Below are 16803 nucleotides of genomic sequence, written 5' to 3'. Positions count from 1 at the left end.
TGTGGCGCGTGGTGATCGTGGGTGCCGCCATCGTGCGGAACGGACAGTTGCTGGCGCAGCAGCGGGCTTGGCCCGCCGACCACGCCGGGCAGTGGGAACTGCCGGGCGGGCGGGTCGAGGACGGCGAAAGCGACGAGGCCGCCTTGGCGCGTGAATGCCAGGAGGAGCTGGACGCCGCCGTGACGGTCGGGGGCCGGGTCGGCGACGACGTCCCGCTGCCGAACGGGAAGGTGCTGCGGATCTACGCCGCTTCGCTGGTCACCGCCGGGGCCGAGCCGCGGGCGGTGGAACACAAGGACGTCCGGTGGGTCTCCGCGCACGAGCTCGACGATCTCGACTGGCTCCCCGCGGACCGCGTCCTGCTCCCGGCTCTGCACGCCCTGCTCTCCGGTGCCGGACGCTAGGAAAGGCCCGTTACTGGCAAAATTTGCCAGTAACGGGCCTTTCCTAGCGTCTCGCGACCCGGATCCAGGCGCGTTCAGCCCGCGCCGATGAGCCGCAGCGCGGACTGGAGCCGGTGCTCGCCCCGCTCCGCCGCCCGGACGGCACCCGCCTTGCGGACCCGCTCCAGCTCACCGGGGTCGGAGAGCAGCGCCAGCGCGCCCTCCCGGACCGGCCGCAGTTCCTCGATGAGCGCCTCGGCGACGGCCTCTTTCACCTGGCCGTAGGAGTCGTACCGGTCGGCGAGGACCTCGGGCTTCTCCTTGACGCACGCCGCGAGGATGTCCAGCAGGTTCGCCATCCCCGGCCGGGATTCCGGCGCGTAGGCGGGCTTGGACCCGCCGTCGGTCACCGCGCGTTTCACCTTCCGCCTGACCTGGTCGGCCTCGTCGAGGACGAAGACGACCCCGGCCTCCTCCCGCGTCGATTTCGACATCTTCCGCGTCGGCACGGCGAGGTCCATGATCCGCGCGCCGGCGGGCGGCAGCACCGCCTTCGGCATGGTGAACACGTCGCCGTAGGTGGAGTTGAACCGCTTCGCCAGCGTTCTCGCCAGTTCGACGTGCTGCCGCTGGTCCTCGCCGACCGGGACCTCGCCCGCGCCCTGCAGCAGGATGTCCGCCGCCATCAGCACCGGATAGGTCAGCAGGGACAGCCGGACGCCAGCCTGGCCCTTCGACTTCTCCTTGAACTGGATCATCCTGGCTGCCTCGCCGTAGTTGCAGGTGCACTCGAGGACCCAGTTGAGGGCGCCCAGCTCGCGGGCGATGTCGGACTGCACGAACACGCGGTCCGGCTCGATCCCGGCCGCGATCAGCACGGCCAGCTGTTCGGAAGCCATCGAGCGCAGCTTCGCCGGATTGTGCGAGTTCGTCATCGCGTGCAGGTCGGAGACGAAGTACAGGTCGTCCGGCCCGCCCTCGTGCGCCCAGCGCCGAATGGCCCCCAGGTGGTTCCCGACGTGGACGTGGCCGGACGGGGTGATCCCGGACAACCTGATCATCTGCCTTCTTCCTTCCGGATTCGGGCCGCCCCGGGGTCCGGGCACGAAAAAGGCCGCCCGGTGGGGCGGCCTGGTGGTGCGCTGGTGTGGTTCAGCGCAGGACTGCGGGGCCGCCGGAGGGCGGCCACCACTGGGCGTTCTGCGCGCGCATGCCCGTCATCCTACCCAGGTCCCGCAAGTGGTCCTCTCGATGCGGTAGTTCGGCATCTAACTACCGCATCGAGAGGACTACTTGCGGGGGAGGAAAGGCGCGCGTCACTCATTCCGGGCACGTCGCGTCAACACTTCATATCGGCTGGGGCAGTACACCCGTCATATTGGCGATCCGGGTCTACCGTCGTCTCATGTATGTCGTCCTCTTGACCTACACCGCGCCTATCGAAGAAGTCGACTACGTGCTCCCGGATCACGCCGACTGGCTGACCAAGCAGTACGAGCACGGGAATTTCCTCGCCTCCGGCAGGCGGAACCCCCGCGTCGGCGGCGTCATCATCACCAGGCCCATGGCCAGGGGAAAGCTGGACGCGATCCTCGCGACCGACCCCTTCTCGATCAAGCACATGGCCGCCTACGAGGTGATCGAATTCTCGCCGACCCGGACCGCGCCGGAACTGCGGGCGGTCAACGAGGCGGTGGTGCACTGACGATCTTCACGAGGACGCTGTCAGGCCGCTTTCGCGATCTTCGTCTTCGCCTTTTTCAGGGCGAGAACGGGGCATTTTCCGCACCGTGACTTCGACCTGCAGCATTTCTTCTTGACCTTGCCGGACTTCATCCATTTGCGCACGAGCTTGCGCGGGTCGTCGGGAAGTTTCTTGCCCACTCGAGCTCCTCGTCGGACTGCGTCGGCGACGCCTTCACGTTAGGTGAGGCTAACCGATCTTGGGGCGTGGGGGTGCTCACAGTTCGGCTACAGGTACCCTGGTGTGGTCTGCGTATGGCCAAAGTCGGCCGACGTTACTCGATCGCGTGAGTGAGCACTCGAGGCGGCGCGGGCACCACACCCGAACTTGAAACCTTTGGAGCCTTCGCGTGCCCGCAGCCAGCGCCACCGCAGTCGATGCCGGCCGCCATTCCGGCAAGACCCGGCCCGACCTGCGCAACGTCGCCATCGTCGCACACGTCGACCACGGCAAGACGACCCTCGTCGACGCCATGCTCCGGCAGTCCGGCGCCTTCGAGGAGCGCGCCGAACTCGTCGACCGCGTGATGGACTCCGGGGAACTCGAGCGGGAAAAGGGCATCACCATTCTCGCGAAGAACACCTCCATCCACCGCGAGACCGAGAACGGCCCGGTGACCATCAACGTCATCGACACCCCCGGCCACGCCGACTTCGGCGGCGAGGTCGAACGTGGACTGGCCATGGTCGACGGCGTCGTCCTGCTGGTCGACGCCAGTGAGGGGCCGCTCCCGCAGACCCGGTTCGTCCTGCGCAAGACCCTCGAAGCCGGCCTGCCGGTGATCCTCGTGGTCAACAAGACCGACCGTCCCGACGCCCGGATCTCCGAGGTCGTCGAGGAGACCCACGACCTGCTTCTCGACCTGGCGGGCGACATCGAGGACGCCGACCTCGACGCGATCCTCGACCTGCCGGTCGTGTTCGCCTCCGCGCGAGCGGGCAAGGCGAGCCTCGAGCAGCCCGCCGACGGCGCGGTGCCCGAGAGCGAGAACCTCGACCCGCTGTTCGAGACCCTGCTGCGTCACGTGCCGCCGCCCTTCGCGGACCGGGAAGGCCCGCTGCGCGCGCTGGTCACCAACCTCGACGCGTCGAACTTCCTCGGCCGGATCGCGCTGATCCGCATCCACTCCGGCAACCTGCGCAAGGGCCAGACCGTGGCCTGGATGCGCGAGGACGGCACCATCCAGAACGTCCGGATCTCCGAACTGCTCGTCACCGAGGCGCTCACCCGCGTCCCGGCGACCGAGGCCAGCGCGGGCGAACTGGTCGCCATCGCGGGCATCCCCGAGATCACCATCGGTGACACGCTGGCCGACGTCGAGAACCCCGAGGCGCTGCCCCGGATCGCCGTCGACGAGCCCGCCATCTCGATGACCATCGGTGTCAACACCTCGCCGCTGGCCGGCCGCAGCGGCGGCGACAAGGTCACCGCCCGTCTGGTCAAGGCCCGCCTCGACCAGGAGCTGATCGGTAACGTCAGCATCAAGGTGCTGCCGACCGAGCGTCCCGACACCTGGGAGGTCCAGGGCCGTGGCGAGCTGGCGCTGGCGATCCTCGTCGAGCAGATGCGCCGCGAGGGCTTCGAGCTGACCGTCGGCAAGCCGCAGGTGGTCACCCGGATGATCGACGGCAAGCTGCACGAGCCGTTCGAGCGCCTGTCGATCGACTCCCCGGAGGAGCACCTCGGCGGCATCACGCAGCTGCTGGCCGCACGCAAGGGCCGCATGGAGCACATGGGCGGGCACGGCTCGGGCCGGATCAAGCTCGACTACGTCCTCCCGGCGCGCGGCCTGATCGGCTTCCGCACCGACTTCCTCACCGAGACCCGCGGCACCGGTATCGCGAACCACGTCTTCGAGGGCTACTTCCCGTGGGCGGGCGAGATCCGCACCCGCCACTCCGGCTCCTTGGTCGCCGACCGCTCCGGCCCGATCACCGCGTACGCGATGATCCAGCTGGCCGACCGCGGCACCTTCTTCGTCGAGCCGGGCGCCGAGGTGTACGAGGGCATGGTCGTGGGCGAGAACCCGCGCGCCGAGGACCTCGACATCAACATCACCAAGGAGAAGAAGCTGACGAACATGCGTCAGTCCTCCGCCGACGTGATGGAGACGCTGGCCCGCCCGCGCAAGATGGGCCTGGAAGAGGCCCTGGAGTTCTGCTCCGTCGACGAATGCGTCGAGGTCGCCCCCGACGTCGTCCGGATCCGCAAGGTCACGCTGGACGTCAACCAGCGCGCCAAGGAGCGGAACCGCAACAAGAACCGCGGTTGATCTCCGCGCGCTGACGTAAACGCGCCGAAGGGGCGCTTGCTCACTCATCGTGAGCAAGCGCCCCTTCGTCATTCCGGGGTTCCGGCGGTCACGCACCGTATTCGATCGGGTGTTTCTTGTGAAAAGGAGTCCTTTCCCGACAATTCCGAGGGCGAAGTCGTTCTCCTTTTTGGACGGTGTTCACAACGCCGGAACGGTCTTCCCCCGGCCGCGAGAGTGCGGTCCCGAGAACGCCGCCGTGAAAACGGGGGATCCTAAATGCGTCCGATGAGGACTCGTCGGAGAGCTTCCCTTCGCTAAACGACGTGAGAACGGCACCGGGGAAGTGATCACGATCGTTTTGCCATGAATCGTCCGGTGGCGAACATTCCGGCGGGCGTTCCGGAATGTTCCGGGCTCGCGGAACCGATTTCCGGCGCGTTCCGGCGGCCGTTCGCCCCGGCCGAAAAGTTTCCTTCGGTCCGGGCAGGAACCTCCCGGGGGTCCCGGACGTCCACCGGAGGGGCGGCATCCGGTCGGGCGACGGCCGGGCCGATATGGGAATCTCGCTGTCAGGGCCGTGCCGGGCGTGGTAGCTCTATGGCGGCGGGGCGAGGGACAAACCAGGAGGATTCAGGCGTGCGGGTAGTGAACACAGCGGCGCCCATACTGGCGTGCGCGGCCGTGCTCCTCGCTGCCTGCAGCAACACCCCGCCCCCACCCGTGGTCAGCTCCTCGGCCTCCCCTGTGAGCACCTCGACCACGAAGGCGCCTTCGCAGGTCGTCGTGGGTGTCGACGACGTTCTCGGCGGCTACAACCCGCACAACCTCGCCGACGCCTCCCAGGTGACGTCCGCGCTGTCGCAGCTGCTGCTCCCGTCGGTGTTCCGCCCGAAGGACGACGGCAGCTTCGAGCTGGACAAGAACCTGATGAAGTCCGCCGAGGTCGTCTCGCAGCAGCCGTTCACGGTCGCCTACACGATCCGGCCGGACGCCTCCTGGTCCGACAGCGCGCCGATCGCCGCCGAGGACTTCGCCTACCTCCGCGAGGCGATGCGCGATCAGCCCGGCGTCATCGGCGCCGCGGGCTACCGGCTGATCTCCGACATCCAGTCGCGTGAAGGCGGCAAGCGCGTCGAGGTCACCTTCGGCAAGCCGTACCCGGGCTGGCAGACGCTCTTCAACAACCTCCTGCCCGCGCACCTGCTCAAGGACGCCCCGAACGGCTGGCAGGGCGCGCTGGCGAGCACGTTCCCGGCCGTCGCCGGGCCGTACTCGATCAAGGGCCTCGACACGGCGCGCGGAGAGGTCGTCCTGGAGCGCAACGAGCGCTACTGGGAGAAACCCTCCGCACTGGACCGGATCGTGCTCCGTGCGGCCGATCAGGACGGCACACTGGCCGCTCTGCGCAGCGGCAACGACCAGTTCGTGATGACCAGGACCGACGGCACCGGTCTCAAACGGCTCGGCGAGCTCGGTTCCGCGGTCCAGCTGCACACGGTCGCCCGCCCCACGGTCGCGCAGATCCTCCTGCGGCCGGTGAGCCCGACGCTGTCGGATCCGAAGGTGCGCGAAGGCGTCACCGCGCTGATCGACCGGGGCAAGCTGATCACCGAGGCGGCGGAGGGCGGCCCGTCGGACAAGCTCCGCGCCGACGCCCAGGTCCGCGTCCCGTCGGCCACCGGCTTCCAGCCGACCATCCCCGCGCCCGGCCCGCCGTCGACGGCCGATCCGGCCAGGGGTGAGGAACTGCTCAAATCCGCCGGGTACACCAAGGAAGCCGGGACCTGGCGCAAGAACGGGAAGAACCTTTCGCTGGTCGTCGCCTCACCCGCCAAGCAGGAGCCGTACGCGACGATCGCCAAGGAGCTGACGGCGCAACTGGTGGCCGCGGGGATCGAAGTCAACGCGATCGCCCCACAGCCGAGGGAGCTGTTCTCGACGCTGCTGGCCATGCCGGTGCTCAACGGGATCCAGCAGACGACGCCGGAGGGCGCGGGCAACGTCGGCATCGACATCGCGGTGATCGGCCAGGTCACCGGCGGTGCGGACGTCGCGTCGGCGCTGGCGTCCACCTTCGGCTGCCGCCCCGATCAGCTCACCGAGAAGACCAAGGCCGTCGTCCCGGGGAACCCGCTGGGCTTCTGCGACCCGGCCCTGCAGCCGTCGATCGACGCCGCGCTGACCGGCACCACGCCGGTCGCCGACACGCTTTCGACCCTGGAACCGGAATTGTGGCGTCGGAATGTTGCCATTCCGTTGTTCCAGCTGGCCGATACCCTGGCCATCGGCTCTGGTATTTCCGGAGTAACCGCAGGTCCTCCTATGGTGGGCCCTTTCGGGTCGGCCGTGAACTGGACGCGCGGTCCGAAGTAGCCGATTCGAGTCGAAGTTCGCCCCTGGAGGGTGACCTTTCCCGGCACGTTCGAGTGGCCGACTGATTCCTCCAGGTAACCACTGTATTTCTCGATGTCAGCCGCAAGTTACCCTTTGGTCACGATCCCCCCGTAACTGGTGACTGTTCGTGCATTTCCTTTCTAGCGTGCACCCGCAGTGCGCCAAATGAGTGTTGCTTGGCGTGTCATAGGCTCCGGGCCATCTCACCGGAGCGGTGTGGGGTCCTGTTCCGATCTCAGGAGCCCAGTGCTAGGAGGGCACACTTCATGAGGAAGTCCAAGGCAGTCTCCGCCTGGTCGCTCGTCGCGGCCTCCGCGCTTGTGCTGAGCGCATGCAGCGGTGGCGACAGCGGCAGTACCGACCAGAACGGGTCGTCGACCGACATCAAGAGCATGGCGGTCGGCAAGGCGCAGAACGGCGAAAACTTCAAACTCGCGGACACCCCGGGGTACGAAGGCACCGTCACGGTGGGCATCGATGACGGGTACTCGGGCTACAACAACGACACGCCTGACACCAACTCGTCGTACAACACCTACATCTTGACTGCCGTGCTCGCCGGTGCCGACGTGCTCGACGGCAACAACAAGGTGCTGCTGAACAACGACGTGTTCGACTCCTGGGAGGTCACCACCAAGGAGCCGCAGACCGTCGTTTACAAGATCAAGCCGAACGTCAAGTGGTCCGACGACGCGGCGTTCGACTGTGACGACATGTACCTGTCGTGGCTGGCGCACAGCGGCAAGGCGAAGACCGCGGACGGCAAGCAGGCCTTCCTCGCGGCCTCGACCACCGGCTACTCGCTGATCAACGAGGCGACCTGCAAGGACGACCTCACCTTCGAGACCAAGTACACCGAGCCGTACCTGGACTACAAGGGCCTGTTCAACTCGACCGCGATCATGCCCGCGCACATCATCGAGAAGAACACGAACATCCCCGACATCACCAAGCTGGCCCCGACCGGCGACGCGGCGCAGCTGACCGCCGCCGGCAAGTTCTGGTCGAACGACTTCAAGGGCTTCAAGGCCGAGAACATGCCGGCGTCCGGTCCGTACAAGATCACCGCGTTCGACGCCAACCAGAAGGCCGTCACGCTCGAGAAGAACCCGAAGTGGATCGGTGGCAAGGGTGGCCCCTCCAAGATCGTCGTGAGGGCGATGGAGGACACCAAGGCCATGGCGACCGCGCTGCAGAACGGTGAGATCGACGTCGCGGCGTCGACCCAGCCGGACGCCACCGCGGCGAACACCCTCAAGAGCCTTTCGGCTCAGGGCGTGACCTACGGTTCGGGCTCGCAGCTGACCTTCGAGCACTTCGACTTGAACTACAAGAAGATCTTCGCGGACAAGTCGCTGCGCAAGGCGTTCTTCGAGGTGGTCAACCGCCAGGAGATCACCGACAAGCTGCTCAAGGAAGTCCAGGCCGACGCGACCCCGCTGAACAGCATCGTGTTCATGCCGGGCGAGCAGGGCTTCAAGGACCTGTACGGCAGCAAGGCCGGTCTCGGCGCCGAGGCCGCCGCCAAGACGCTGACCGAGGCCGGCTGGGCCAAGGGCGCTGACGGCATCTTCGCCAAGGACGGCAAGCGCGCTTCGTTCAAGATCTCGCACAACCAGAACGCCCGCCGGACGCAGACCGTCGAGATCGTGATCTCGCAGGCCAAGCTCGCCGGTATCGAGATCACCGACGAAACCGACGCCAACTTCCTGAAGGGTGGCCGTCTCGCGGCCGGCGACTACGACGTCGCGCTCTTCGGCTGGTCGGCCGCTCCGTTCAAGGCCGAGCAGAAGTCGATCTACATCACCCGGGTCGACGACAGCAGCCAGAACTACCAGGGCCTGTCCAACCCGACGATCGACTCCTCCTTCGAGGCGGCCGTGAAGGCCACCGACGAGGCCGTGCAGCTGGAGAACTACCAGAAGGCGGACCAGGCGATCGCGGACGAGTACGCGACTCTGCCGCTGTTCCAGACCCCGTCCATGTGGGCGTTCAAGGGCATCGACCGCACTTACATGCAGTCGTACAACGGTGTCCTGTGGAACGTCGGTGAGTGGGAGCAGAAGAAGTAGGGTCTAGGCCCGCTTTTTCTCACCATTCGCCTACGCGATCCTGGTGGTACGGGGCCCGGTCAAAAGCCGGGCCCCGTACCCGCCGGAAGTAGCTGTTGACCGTAGGGTTACCGCCACTACGGTGGACAACCGGGCAGCGGTCCAGTACTTCGGCGGCCAGGCCCGGATGAGGAGCAGTTCGTTGAACCTGGTGATCTACATCCTTCGCCGTCTGGCGATCTCGATCCCCGTCCTGCTGGTCGGGACTTTTCTGTGTTTCATCATGGTCGCCGGCACGGGCGACCCGCTGGGTGAGCTGAGAAGCAATCCCGCCATGAGTCCGGAGACCCTGAACCAGATCGCGAGTCAGCTCGGTCTGGACAAGAACATCGTTCTCCGGTACTTCGACTGGCTCGGCAGCTTCGTGAGCGGGGACTGGGGCATTTCGATCGCCCAGGGCAACGCGCTGGCCCCGGTGTTCCCGAAGGTCATGGCCGCGTTCGAGGTCACCGCCAAGCTCGTCGTCGGCGCGGAACTGCTCGCGCTGGTCCTCGGCGTCCTCGTCGGTGTCGTCGCCGCTGTCAAGCAGTACTCGATCATCGACTACATCGCGACGACGCTGGCGTTCCTGCTGTTCTCGATGCCGATCTTCTGTGTCGCGATCGTCCTCAAGGGATACGCGATCCAGTTCAACGGCTGGGTCCGGGACCTGGGACTGTCCGATGTGCTCGGTAATCCCTGGATTCGCACCACGAGCCCTGAATCGTTGAACTTCGACGGTCCGGGCGGGTTCCTGGCCAGTTACGTGGGCGCCTACCTGTTGCCGACGCTGTCCATCATGGCGATCAGCTTCGCCGCGTACAGCCGGTTCCAGCGGGCCTCGATGCTGGAGACGCTGAACGCCGACTACGTCCGGACCGCGCGGGCCAAGGGCCTCGCCAACGGGCGGGTCATCTTCCGCCACGCGTTCCGGAACGCCCTGATCCCGGTGACCACGTTGTTCTCCGTCAACTTCGGTGCCGTGCTCTCGGGCGCGATCATCACCGAGTCGGTGTTCAACTGGAACGGCATGGGTAAGTTGCTCGTAGAAGCCGTGACCAAGAGCGATCCCCAGGTGATGATGGGCTGGCTGGTGGTCATCGCCACGAGCATCATCATCGCCAACCTGATCGCCGACCTGATGTACGGCATCCTGGACCCGAGGATTCGCGTTGGCTGACTTGAATTCCCTAATCACGGCGGACACCGCCGACGGCAAGCTTTCCCCGGAAGCGCTGCCCGAGCCCCGGAGTCAGGGCAAGCTGGTCCTGCGCAAGTTCCTGCGGCACAAGCTGGCCATGGTCTGTACGGCGATCCTGCTGATCCTCGTGCTGACCGTGATCATCATGCCGATCTTCTGGCCGTACGACTACGAGGACAGTTCCTTCCCGTCCTTCGCGAAGCCCAGCGGGGACTACCCGCTCGGGACGACGCAGGTCGGCAAGGAGATGGTGTCGCAGATCCTGCGCGGTACCCAGTACTCGCTCCTGATCGCGCTCATCGTGTCGATCGTCGCCACCACCATCGGCACCGTTTTCGGGGCCATGGCGGGGTATCTGCGCGGGTTCACCGATTCGGCGATCTCGCGGGTGACGGACCTGTTCCTGATCGTCCCGCAGATCGCCGCGGCGGCGATCCTGGCGAAGGTGTTCGGCGGTGGTGCCTGGTACATCGTCGCGATGGTGCTGGCGGCCTTCGGCTGGATGTCGATCGCCCGTATCGCCAGGGCCGAGTCGATGTCCCTGTCCCAGCGCGAGTTCGTGGACGCCGCTCGCGCGTCCGGCGCCGGGACGATGCACATCGTGTTCAAGCACCTGGTGCCGAACATGGTCGGTCTCATCACGGTCAACGCGACCCTCGCGGTCGCGCAGGCCGTGCTGATCGAGGCGGCGCTGTCCTTCATCGGGCTGGGGGTGCAGCTGCCGGACACCTCGCTCGGCCGCGTCATCCTCGAGAACTACTCGCAGCTGCAGAACCGGCCGGCGCTGTTCTTCGGCCCGTTCGTCGTGCTGGTGCTGATCTCGCTGACGATCAACTTCATCGGTGACGGCCTGCGGGACGCTTTCGACCCGCGGCAGCGCCGGATGAAGGCGTAACACCTGCTTTAACGCGTGAAGGCCCTCTTCCCTCGGGAAGGGGGCCTTCTTCGTGTACCGGATGTGGGGAGGGGAGCCTTCAGGCGACCCACCCCGCTCCAGCACCCAAGTACGTGATGGCCCCCTTCCTTGCGCTAGACGCAAGGAAGGGGGCCTTCGCTCGCCCACTGGTGCGGGTGGGGCGGCTGTGGCGATCACGAAGGTAGTGAAGGCCTCCATCACTACGCTCAAGGTAGGCAAGGGGCCCTTCACGGCCCGCCCCTGTGAACGACCGCAGCCAGAGGCCGGTAGGTGACCAAGACACCCTCGGCCCTACCCGAATCGCCACTCACGACGCCGTGCCGACCATGGCCGAAGGCCCCCTTCACTGCGTCTAGCGCAATGAAGGGGGCCTTCACGTACTTCCGAAGCGTCAGTCAGCGACCGGAGCGAGCTTGCCCGCCTCCCAGGCCGCACGCCGCTTGGCCTGCAGCACCGGGTCCGCCACCGGAGCGGCCGAAAGCAGACGGCGCGTGTACTCCTCGCGCGGCGAGTGCAGCACCTGGTCACGGGTGCCGACCTCGACGAGCTTGCCGTGCTGCATCACCGCGACGCGGTCGGCCAGCAGGTCGACGACGGCGAGGTCGTGGCTGATGAACAGGCACGCGAACTGCAGCGAGCGCTGCAGGTCGAGGAACAGGTCCAGCACCCGGGCCTGCACCGAGACGTCCAGCGCCGAGGTCGGCTCGTCCGCGATCAGCAGCGCCGGGTCGAGCGAGAGCGCCCGCGCGATGGCGACGCGCTGGCGCTGGCCGCCGGACAGCTCGTGCGGGTACCGGTTGCGGTAGTGGCCGCCGAGCTCGACCTTGTCCAAAAGGGACGCCACGCGCTCGTTCAGCGCCTTGCCCGCCAGGAACTTGTGCAGCACCATCGGCTCGGCGATCGACTCGCCGATGGTCATCTTCGGGTCCAGCGTGGAGGCCGGGTCCTGGAACACGATCGAGAAGTAGCGGCGCAGCGGGCGCAGATCCTTGTTGGACATGTTCGTGATGTCCTTGCCCGCGATCGAGACGGTGCCCTCGGTCGGGGTCAGCAGGCGGATCGCGCAGCGGCCGACGGTCGACTTGCCGGAACCGGATTCGCCGACCAGGCCCACGATCTCGCCCTTGGCGATGCTCAGCGAGACGTCGTCCACCGCGCGGTTCTTCGCCTGGCCGCGGCGGCCGGGGTACTCCAGCACGAGGTTCTTGATCTCGAGCGCGGGCGCGTTCTCCTCGATCACGGCCGCGAGTTCGCTGTCCTCGAGCCGGATCTCCTCGGCGATCTTCGAAGCCTCGTCGCTGTCGGCGGAGATGCCGGCGTCGTCGAGCAGGCGGCGTCCTTCGGGGCGCTGGCCGAGCACGGGCACCGCGGCGAGCAGCTTGCGGGTGTACTCCTCCCGCGGCGACGCGAACAGGTCGCGCACCGGCGCCTCTTCGACGATGTTGCCCTGGTACATCACGACCACGCGGTCGGCGAGGTCGGCGACGACGCCCATGTCGTGCGTGATCAGCACGATGGCGGTGTTGAGGGTGTCGCGCAGCTTGCGCAGCAGGCCGAGGATCTCCGCCTGCACGGTGACGTCGAGTGCCGTGGTCGGCTCGTCGGCGATGATCACCTTCGGGTCGCACGAGATCGCCATCGCGATGACGACACGCTGGCGCAGACCGCCCGAGAGCTGGTGCGGGTACTGCTTGAAGCGCAGCGGCGGGTTCGGGATGCCGACCATCTCCAGCAGCTCGATGGCGCGCTTGTCGGCGGCTTCCTTCGAGATGTCCTGGTGGGAGCGGAGCGCCTCGCGCAGCTGCCAGCCGACGGTGTAGACCGGGTTCAGCGCGGTCATCGGTTCCTGGAAGATCATCGCGACCTGGTTGCCGCGGATCTTCTGGAGGTCCTTCTCCTTGAGGTCGGCGAGGTTGCGGTCGCCGAGGCGGAGTTCGCCCGCGATCCGGCTCGTCTTCGGGAGCAGCCCGAGCACCGACATCGAGGTCACCGACTTGCCGGAACCGGACTCGCCGACCACCGCGACGATTTCACCAGGCTTGACGTCGAATCCGATGCCCTTGACGGCGTTGACCACGCCGTCGTCGGTCGGGAACGAGACGCTCAGGTCGGAGATGGACAGAACCGAACCCGACACGCCGCCGAGGTCCGACGATGCTGCTTCAGTGCTCACCAAGATGCCCTTCGTGGGGGTACATATGGTCACGGCGCAAAGCCCGTGACTCGCGCGAGGATAACCGAGAGTGGCCCGACTAAGGTCGGTGCTCGGGGCTTCCGTTCCCGACACCCTATAAAGGAAAGCGCGCCGTGTTCGAATTAGTCTTCAAGCCGTGATCTCCGCGCGGCCCAAATTGCTCCTCGTGCACGCCCATCCGGACGACGAGAGCATCACCACCGGTGGCACCATCGCGCGCTACGCGGCCGAAGGCGCCGACGTGACCGTCGTCACGTGCACTCTCGGTGAGGAAGGCGAGATCATCCCGCCACCCCTCGCCGGGCTCGGTTCGTGGGCTTCCGATCAGCTCGGCGGCTACCGCGCGGGCGAACTGGCGTCGGCCTGTGCCGCGCTGGGCGTCACCCGGCACCGGTATCTCGGCGGCATCGGGCGCTGGCGTGACTCGGGGATGGCCGGGACGCCGTCCGCGGCGCATCCACGCGCGTTCTCCGGCGGCGACCTCGACGAGCAGGCGGCCCAGCTCGCGAAGATCCTCGAGGAGGTCCGGCCCGAGGTCGTCGTCACTTATGACGCTTTCGGGGGTTACGGGCATCCCGACCACATCCGCGCGCACGAGATCACGATGGCCGCCGCGCCGAAGGCCTCTTCGGTCGAGCGGGTTTTCCATACCGTTTCTTCCCGCGACGCCGTCACCGCCGGGCTCGCCGCGCTGCGCGGGCGCTCGGCGTTCCGTGTCCCCGAAGACGGCGAACTGCCGGTGACACCGGACGAGACGATCACGACCGTCCTCGATGTCGGCGCGCACCTCCCCTCGAAGGCCGCCGCGTTGCGGGCGCACGAGACCCAGGTCAGCGTGCCCGCCGCGCCGCATCTCGCGGACCATTTCGCGCTGAGCAACGACGTCGCGCAGCCGATCACCCCGGACGAGTACTTCGTCCTCGCCCACGGACCGGCCGAAGGTGCCGCGGCCGACCTGTTCGGGGGACTCGCGAAGTGACCGTCCCGTCACAGCCGCTTTCGACCGGACGGCGCCTGATGCTGGTGGTGCTGTCCTTCGCCGCGCTTCTGCTCGGTCTGCTCGAACTGTTCTTCCTGCCGCTCCGGCTCGACGGCATCGTGCTGCCGAAGCTGGGTGACGCCCCGTTCCCGGTGACCGTGGTCCTCGCGGTGATCACCACGCCGCTGTTGGTGAGGACGACCGCGAAAGTGGTCCGGCCCTCCTTTTCGGTGATTCCGCTGCTCGTCTGGGTACTTGTCGTACTCGGGATGGGTGTGACCGGGCCCGGTGGTGATCTGGTGCTGGTACAGGACTGGCGGGCACTGCTGCTGATCGGCGGCGGCGCCCTTCCGGGAGCGCTGGCGCTGGGCAGCGGTCTGGGCACGGCGGCGAAAGCCGCCAAGGGAGGCGAAGATGGGTGAAGCGATTTCGGATCGCCAGGTCGTGGCGGTGCTGCGGCCGTTCGTCCGCGCCTGCGGTCCGATGGTCGACGCGTTGCGCGACGCGGATCCGTTCGGCCTGCAGGCCAGGGGGCGGCGTGAGGACGCGCTGGAAGGCGTCGAGCCGAAACTGAAGGACAAGCTGCTCGACGGGATCACCTCGGTCAAGGTGCCCGGCACCGCGGCCTGGGCGGAGATGACGAACTACCAGCGGACCGACTGGTGGGTTAACCGGGTCGGCCGGTTCACCGCGTTGATCACCGCGATCCCCGGCCTCGGCGGCGCGCTCGCCGACAGGCTGCCCGTGCAGGACGCGCTCGGCTCGGCGTCGCAAGGAGTGTTGCTGTGCGCGATCGCGGGGGAGTACGGCGTGACCGACGTCGGCGCCCGCGTCCGGCTGATCGCGTGGGTGCTCTTCGAACGCGACATCGATCCGGTGGTCGCGGCGGGCAAGCACGCCGAACACGACAAGGCCGCCGAAGACGACGAAGCGGCGAAGCTCACCGAAGAACTCGACGAAGCGAAGAAGAAGCACGGCAAGGTCACCCTGAAGGCGGCCGCGGGCACGCTGTGGCGACTCGGCCGGGGACTACTGGGCATCGTCGAAGAACTGGAGAAGCGGCCTCGTGGCCGCCTTTTCCACCGTGCGCTCGGGAAGTTGCCGGTCGTCGGCATGGCGGGCGACTACCTCGGCGAGCGGTCCGGCCTCAAACGAGTCTGGAAACGGGCGCACGAGTGGTTCGTCGAACACCCCGACGGCGAACTCAGTTCCAGAACGTGAACGCGTCCTGGCCGTACATGGCGGCGAGTTTGAAACCCCCGACGGTGTCGAAGATCGCGTAGGACACCTTCCACAGCAGCGGGCTGGCTCCCGGCAGAAGGAACAGCACGGCGAACAGCGCGATCGGCGCCCACGGCCGGACCTTCGCGCCGAACTCGCGCGCACCGGGCGAAAGGTACGGCTCGATCGCGCCCCAGCCGTCGAGGCCGGGGATCGGCAGGATGTTCAGCAGGAACGTGACGATCTGAAGCAGCGCCAGGAACGAGAGCCCGATCACGAGCCCGTTCGCCATCGGCACCAGCGCGACGAGGAGCGCCAGCACCACGCCGACGGCGAGGTTGCTCAGCGGCCCGGCGAGCGACACCCACGACTGGACGGATCGCGACCGCAGGCGCCCGTGTTCGATCCACACCGCGCCACCCGGCAGCGGGATGCCGCCGATGATGAGGAACACCAACGGCAGGATGATGGACAGCACCGGATCCGTGTATTTCCGGACGTCCATGGTCAGATAACCCTTGTGGGCGACGCTGTGGTCACCGCCGCGGAACGCCACGACGGCGTGCCCGAACTCGTGCAGCGTCAGTGACGCGACCCAGCCGCCGGCGACGAGAAGGACCACCCCGGCAATGATCAGCGGGTCGTACTTCTGGCTGGAAATCGTGGTCGCATCACCGAAAGCCGCCAGTACACCGCCCAGGACGGTGACCGCGAGGATGCCGAGGAAGATCGGGCTGGGCCGCACTGCTGATCTCTGCACTCCACCAGTCTTCCGTATGCCCGATGTGAAGTTACCGGCGTGTCCCCTTGCGCGATGGGGCGCGGGTATCCCCCGAACTCGCTACTCCGCTTGACCTGACCGCACTACACGGGTGTAATCACAGTGATGTCATTCGTCGCTGGAAGGGGGCGGCGGATGGTGTTTCAACACCGCCAGCCTGGGGAGTGCGTGGACAGCGAGGAGGCGGACGTGCGGTTGGAAGCAGATGGAAGGGAATGGGGGCAAGTCGTGGGTTGGGGTGAGGTCCCGGAGCAGCAACTGGGCGATCTCACCGAGCTTTTCGACGATGCCTCCGCGGAAGAGCAGGACTGGCAGGAACGGGCCCTCTGCGCGCAGACGGACCCGGAGGCGTTCTTCCCCGAGAAGGGCGGCTCCACCCGCGAAGCCAAGCGGATCTGCCTCGGTTGCGAGGTCAAGGACGAGTGCCTCGAGTACGCCCTCGCGCATGACGAGCGGTTCGGTATTTGGGGCGGGCTCTCCGAACGCGAGCGTAGGAAACTGAAAAAGCGAGCTGTGTGACGGCGATCTCCGGCACCTCCAGTGCGCCGGAGATCGCTTCCTGCCCCGCATCCACATAGTGGGGCCACCAACGGGTGACAGGGTCGCGTCGTAGGGTGGCGGCACTCGACTTCGCCGCCACATCTGG

General features: G+C 67.0%; 15 protein-coding genes. 11 read left to right on the top strand and 4 right to left on the bottom strand.

What is annotated here, in order from left to right; all coding sequences use genetic code 11:
- Nucleotides 1–8: 8 nt before the first annotated feature.
- Nucleotides 9–404 (top strand): (deoxy)nucleoside triphosphate pyrophosphohydrolase, encoded by a 396-nt coding sequence (locus ACLJRM_RS05205; RefSeq protein WP_410662417.1) that lies wholly within the window; start codon nt 9–11, stop codon nt 402–404.
- A gap of 74 nt (nt 405–478) precedes the next feature.
- Here ACLJRM_RS05205 and trpS read toward each other — a convergent pair whose 3' ends face one another.
- Entirely contained in the window at nt 479–1444 is a 966-nt protein-coding gene (trpS, locus tag ACLJRM_RS05200; RefSeq protein WP_410662416.1) for a tryptophan--tRNA ligase, read from the bottom strand.
- A 344-nt stretch (nt 1445–1788) separates the two neighbouring features.
- Here trpS and ACLJRM_RS05195 point away from each other — a divergent pair, with 344 nt between their 5' ends.
- Nucleotides 1789–2088, top strand: a complete 300-nt coding sequence (locus ACLJRM_RS05195) for a YciI family protein (RefSeq protein ID WP_101613497.1) — start codon at nt 1789–1791, stop codon at nt 2086–2088.
- Between the two features lie 20 nt (nt 2089–2108).
- Here the strand turns inward: ACLJRM_RS05195 and ACLJRM_RS05190 are convergent, their stop codons facing one another.
- Nucleotides 2109–2267, bottom strand: a complete 159-nt coding sequence (locus tag ACLJRM_RS05190) for a hypothetical protein (RefSeq protein WP_168214406.1) — start codon at nt 2265–2267, stop codon at nt 2109–2111.
- A 209-nt stretch (nt 2268–2476) separates the two neighbouring features.
- On the opposite strand from ACLJRM_RS05190, the gene typA reads away from it, so the two are divergent.
- From typA to ACLJRM_RS05165, 5 genes are all read left to right on the top strand, one after another.
- Nucleotides 2477–4399: a translational GTPase TypA gene (typA, locus tag ACLJRM_RS05185; RefSeq protein WP_101610467.1), complete on the top strand. Its 1923-nt coding sequence runs from the start codon at nt 2477–2479 to the stop codon at nt 4397–4399.
- A gap of 645 nt (nt 4400–5044) precedes the next feature.
- Nucleotides 5045–6754 (top strand): ABC transporter family substrate-binding protein, encoded by a 1710-nt coding sequence (locus ACLJRM_RS05180; RefSeq protein ID WP_410662445.1) that lies wholly within the window; start codon nt 5045–5047, stop codon nt 6752–6754.
- 287 nt (nt 6755–7041) lie between these two features.
- Complete coding sequence (locus ACLJRM_RS05175; protein WP_101610465.1) at nt 7042–8847, top strand: ABC transporter family substrate-binding protein; 1806 nt, start codon at nt 7042–7044, stop codon at nt 8845–8847.
- Between the two features lie 181 nt (nt 8848–9028).
- A complete protein-coding gene (locus ACLJRM_RS05170) occupies nt 9029–10045 on the top strand; it encodes an ABC transporter permease (protein ID WP_101613496.1) in 1017 nt (338 codons plus the stop codon).
- A gap of 1 nt (nt 10046) precedes the next feature.
- The gene (locus tag ACLJRM_RS05165) at nt 10047–10961 is read left to right on the top strand and encodes an ABC transporter permease (protein ID WP_410662444.1); all 915 of its coding nucleotides are present in this window, start codon (nt 10047–10049) and stop codon (nt 10959–10961) included.
- Nucleotides 10962–11373: 412 nt separating this feature from the next.
- Here ACLJRM_RS05165 and ACLJRM_RS05160 read toward each other — a convergent pair whose 3' ends face one another.
- Nucleotides 11374–13155, bottom strand: a complete 1782-nt coding sequence (locus ACLJRM_RS05160; protein ID WP_168214404.1) for an ABC transporter ATP-binding protein — start codon at nt 13153–13155, stop codon at nt 11374–11376.
- Between the two features lie 157 nt (nt 13156–13312).
- Here ACLJRM_RS05160 and mshB point away from each other — a divergent pair, with 157 nt between their 5' ends.
- The 3 genes from mshB to ACLJRM_RS05145 are packed head-to-tail and all read left to right on the top strand — an operon-like array spanning nt 13313 to nt 15376.
- Nucleotides 13313–14155 (top strand): N-acetyl-1-D-myo-inositol-2-amino-2-deoxy-alpha-D-glucopyranoside deacetylase, encoded by an 843-nt coding sequence (gene mshB, locus ACLJRM_RS05155; protein WP_410662415.1) that lies wholly within the window; start codon nt 13313–13315, stop codon nt 14153–14155.
- Complete coding sequence (locus tag ACLJRM_RS05150) at nt 14152–14577, top strand: hypothetical protein (RefSeq protein ID WP_410662414.1); 426 nt, start codon at nt 14152–14154, stop codon at nt 14575–14577. The genes mshB and ACLJRM_RS05150 overlap by 4 nt, the downstream gene beginning before the upstream one ends.
- Complete coding sequence (locus tag ACLJRM_RS05145) at nt 14570–15376, top strand: hypothetical protein (RefSeq protein WP_101610460.1); 807 nt, start codon at nt 14570–14572, stop codon at nt 15374–15376. The genes ACLJRM_RS05150 and ACLJRM_RS05145 overlap by 8 nt, the downstream gene beginning before the upstream one ends.
- Here ACLJRM_RS05145 and ACLJRM_RS05140 read toward each other — a convergent pair.
- Nucleotides 15360–16121 (bottom strand): site-2 protease family protein, encoded by a 762-nt coding sequence (locus ACLJRM_RS05140; RefSeq protein WP_101610459.1) that lies wholly within the window; start codon nt 16119–16121, stop codon nt 15360–15362. The two genes, ACLJRM_RS05145 and ACLJRM_RS05140, sit on opposite strands and share 17 nt — an antisense overlap.
- Before the next feature lie 171 nt (nt 16122–16292).
- Between ACLJRM_RS05140 and ACLJRM_RS05135 the strand changes: the two genes are divergently transcribed.
- Complete coding sequence (locus tag ACLJRM_RS05135; RefSeq protein WP_007028952.1) at nt 16293–16676, top strand: WhiB family transcriptional regulator; 384 nt, start codon at nt 16293–16295, stop codon at nt 16674–16676.
- The last annotated feature ends 127 nt before the right edge of the window (nt 16677–16803 follow it).

The sequence above is a fragment of the Amycolatopsis sp. lyj-84 genome (genome assembly GCF_046549075.1).
In the GTDB taxonomy this organism is placed as follows: Bacteria; Actinomycetota; Actinomycetes; order Mycobacteriales; family Pseudonocardiaceae; genus Amycolatopsis.
This window is presented reverse-complemented; position numbering and strand designations above follow the sequence as displayed.

What these genes read in the sequence shown, in the direction of transcription:
- ACLJRM_RS05135 (WP_007028952.1), top strand. Translation starts at nt 16,293, where the DNA reads ATGGTGTTTCAACACCGCCAGCCTGGGGAGTGCGTGGACAGCGAGGAG.
- ACLJRM_RS05175 (WP_101610465.1), top strand. Translation starts at nt 7,042, where the DNA reads ATGAGGAAGTCCAAGGCAGTCTCCGCCTGGTCGCTCGTCGCGGCCTCC.
- trpS (WP_410662416.1), bottom strand. Translation starts at nt 1,444, where the DNA reads ATGATCAGGTTGTCCGGGATCACCCCGTCCGGCCACGTCCACGTCGGG.
- ACLJRM_RS05195 (WP_101613497.1), top strand. Translation starts at nt 1,789, where the DNA reads ATGTATGTCGTCCTCTTGACCTACACCGCGCCTATCGAAGAAGTCGAC.
- ACLJRM_RS05145 (WP_101610460.1), top strand. Translation starts at nt 14,570, where the DNA reads ATGGGTGAAGCGATTTCGGATCGCCAGGTCGTGGCGGTGCTGCGGCCG.